This window comes from Neoroseomonas rubea (genome assembly GCF_016106015.1).
Classification (GTDB): Bacteria; Pseudomonadota; Alphaproteobacteria; order Acetobacterales; family Acetobacteraceae; genus Neoroseomonas; species Neoroseomonas rubea.
The window spans coordinates 1-2923 of the sequence record NZ_JACADQ010000430.1 but is presented as its reverse complement, the minus strand read 5'-3'; the positions used below and the strand labels follow the sequence as shown (position 1 = coordinate 2923).

The following is a 2923-nucleotide window of genomic DNA, read 5'->3' as shown; positions in this document are numbered from 1 at the left end:
GAGCGCCGTGCCCGCGGCCATCACCGCGCGCGGCGCGCCCAGCGCATCGGCCAGCCGCCCACCCAGCGGGCCGGACAGCAGCCGCAGCGCGGCACCGGCCGCCAGCACCGTTCCGACCTCGGCGGGCGAAAGCCCCGCGGCTTCCATCAACGGGGGGATGAAGGGCAACAGCACGCCCACCGCCGCGAACTGGCAGGCAAATAGGATGGCGAAGCGGGGTGCGGTCGATGTCACGGGGATGCGGTTGCACCCTGCCGCGCGCCCCCGGCATGGACAAGAGCCGCGCCGCGTGCCACGGAAGCCTGCCCTTCATCACGGAACGTCCTGCGCGCATGTTCGAACCCAGGGTCCGCGCCGTCCTCGGCCCCACAAACACCGGCAAGACGCATCTCGCGATCGAGCGTCTGCTCGCCCATGCGTCCGGGATCATCGGCTTCCCGCTGCGCCTGCTGGCGCGCGAGAACTACGACCGCATGGTCGCGCAGAAGGGCGAGCGCCACGTCGCCCTGATCACGGGGGAGGAGAAGATCGTCCCGCCCGAGGCGAAATGGTTCGCCTGTACGGTGGAGGCGATGCCGCTCGACCGGCCGGTCGAGTTCCTCGCGATCGACGAGATCCAGCTCTGCGCCGACCCGGACCGCGGCCATGTCTTCACCGACCGGCTGCTGCACGCGCGCGGCATGGTCGAGACGATGTTCCTCGGCGCCGAGACGATCGCGCCGCTGCTGCGCCGCCTGGTGCCGCGCGCCGAGATCGAGACACGCCCGCGTCTCTCGCAGTTGACCTATGCGGGCCCGGCCAAGCTCACCCGCCTGCCCGCACGTTCCGCCATCGTCGCCTTCAGCGCGGCCGAGGTCTACGCGATCGCCGAAGCCGTGCGCCGGCGGCGCGGCGGCTGCGCGGTGGTGATGGGGCGCCTCAGCCCCCGCACGCGCAACGCGCAGGTCGCGCTGTACCAGAACCGGGAGGTCGATTTCCTGGTCGCGACGGATGCGATCGGCATGGGCCTCAACATGGACGTCGACCATGTCGCCTTCGCCGCGCTGTCGAAGTTCGACGGGCAGAACGCGCGACCGCTGACGGCGCAGGAAGTCGCGCAGATCGCCGGCCGCGCTGGCCGCGGCATGAAGGACGGATCCTTCGGCACCACCGCCGAATGCCCCGGCATGGCCGAGGAGATCGTGGAGGCGGTGGAGACCCACGCCTTCGAGCCGATCCAGGCGCTCGCCTGGCGGAACTCGGACCTCGACTTCACCAGCATCGACGCGCTGCTCGGCAGCCTCGCCGCTTCGCCCCCGCAGCCCGGTCTGACGAAAGGGCACGACGCGGTCGACCACATCACGCTCGAGGCGATGTCGCGCGACGTGGAGGTGCGGGGCCTGGCCGACACCATGTCGCGCGTGCGGCTGCTGTGGGAATCCTGCCAGGTGCCCGATTTCCGCAAGCTGGCCGATGACAGCCACACGAAGCTCTGCGCCAAGCTCTTCACCCATCTCGCGCGCGAGGGGCGGGTGCCGCGGGACTGGGTCTCCGGCGCCATCACGGCGCTGGAACGCACCGATGGCGACCTGGACACGCTGATGGCGCGGATCACCGCGATCCGCGTCTGGGCCTACATCGCTGCGCGCCCGGACTGGCTCGACGACGCCGCGACGCTGCAGGCCGATGCCCGGCGCGTCGAGGACCTGGTCAGCGACGCCCTGCACGAGACGCTGACCACGCGCTTCGTGGACCGCCGCGCCGCCCATCTCATCCGCAAGCTGGACGAGAACAACGAGGAGGAACTCCTCTCCGCCGTCACCCGCCGCGGCGAGGTGGTGGTAGAAGGCCATCCTGTCGGCCACGTGAAGGGCTTCGCCTTCGAGCCCGACTCGGGCGCGGTGGAGGAGGAGGAGCGCCGCGTCGTGCTGCGAGCCGCCCGCCGCGCGCTGTCGGCCGAGATTCCTCGCCGTGTCGCCATGCTGGAAACCGCGAAGGACGACGCCTTCGCGATCACGCCCGCGCACAAGGTCACCTGGGCCTATTCGCACGCGCCGAACATGCCGGTGGGCCTGGGCGACATCGCCGAGGTGGCGAAGCTCAAGCCCGGTCCCGAGCCCTCCAAGCCGCAGATCGAGGTGCTGCCGAGCGAGTTCCTCGACGGCGCGCAGCGGGAACGGATCCGCGAACGCCTCGCCACCTGGCTGGAGGCGCTGATCAAGCGCGAGCTCGGCGCGGTCTTCGCGGCCGAGGGCAAGGCGGCCGAGGACAACACTCTGCGCGGCCCGGCCTTCCGGCTGCGGGAGGAACTCGGCCTCGCCATGGGCCGGACCGACCCCGAGATCCGCCCCGACCTGCGGCAGAAGCTCAAGGGCATCGGCATCCGCGCCGGGCGCTACGCGCTGTATGTGCCCGAGGCGCTCAAGCCGCGCGCCATGGCGCTGCGCGCGCAGCTGTGGTCGCTGCTGCGCGGGATCGAGACGCCCAAGCTGCCGGCGGGTGGGCTGATCGCCCTTGGCCCCCCGGCCGACTGGCCGCGCGGCTTCGCCGAGACGATGGGCTGGCTGCCTGCGGGGCCGGTGGTGCTGCGGCTCGATGTCGCGGAGCGCATCGCGGGCGAGCTCGGCCACCTGACGCGCCGGGCGCCGGCGCTGCTGCCGGGCGACCTCGCGAGCCGGCTCGGAATCAAGGGCGACATGCTGGCGACGGTGCTGGAGGCTATGGGCTTCCGCCTGGTGCCGGCCGAGGTGCTGGAGGAAGGCGCCTTCGGCCCGCCCGCTCCGGCGCGGATTGCCCATGCGAGGCCCGAGCATCATCGCGGCCCGCGGCGCGAAGGGCGTCAGGACCAGCCGCGCGGGCCGCGGCGGGACGAACGGCGGGAGGACCGGCGCGGACCGCGCCCGGATCGCCCGGCTGCCGCTGCCCCGCCCGCCGAGGGGCAAGC

The 2923-nt window shown here is 72.6% G+C and carries 2 protein-coding genes; one reads left to right on the top strand and one right to left on the bottom strand.

What is annotated here, in order from left to right; all coding sequences use genetic code 11:
* Nucleotides 1-234, bottom strand: a 234-nt coding sequence (locus tag HW577_RS26740; protein ID WP_198378468.1) for an MFS transporter, incomplete at its 3' end; no start/stop codon positions are given.
* A gap of 98 nt (nucleotides 235-332) precedes the next feature.
* Between HW577_RS26740 and HW577_RS23145 the strand changes: the two genes are divergently transcribed.
* Nucleotides 333-2923 (top strand): helicase-related protein (locus tag HW577_RS23145; RefSeq protein ID WP_198378467.1); only part of this gene is annotated, 2591 nt, incomplete at its 3' end.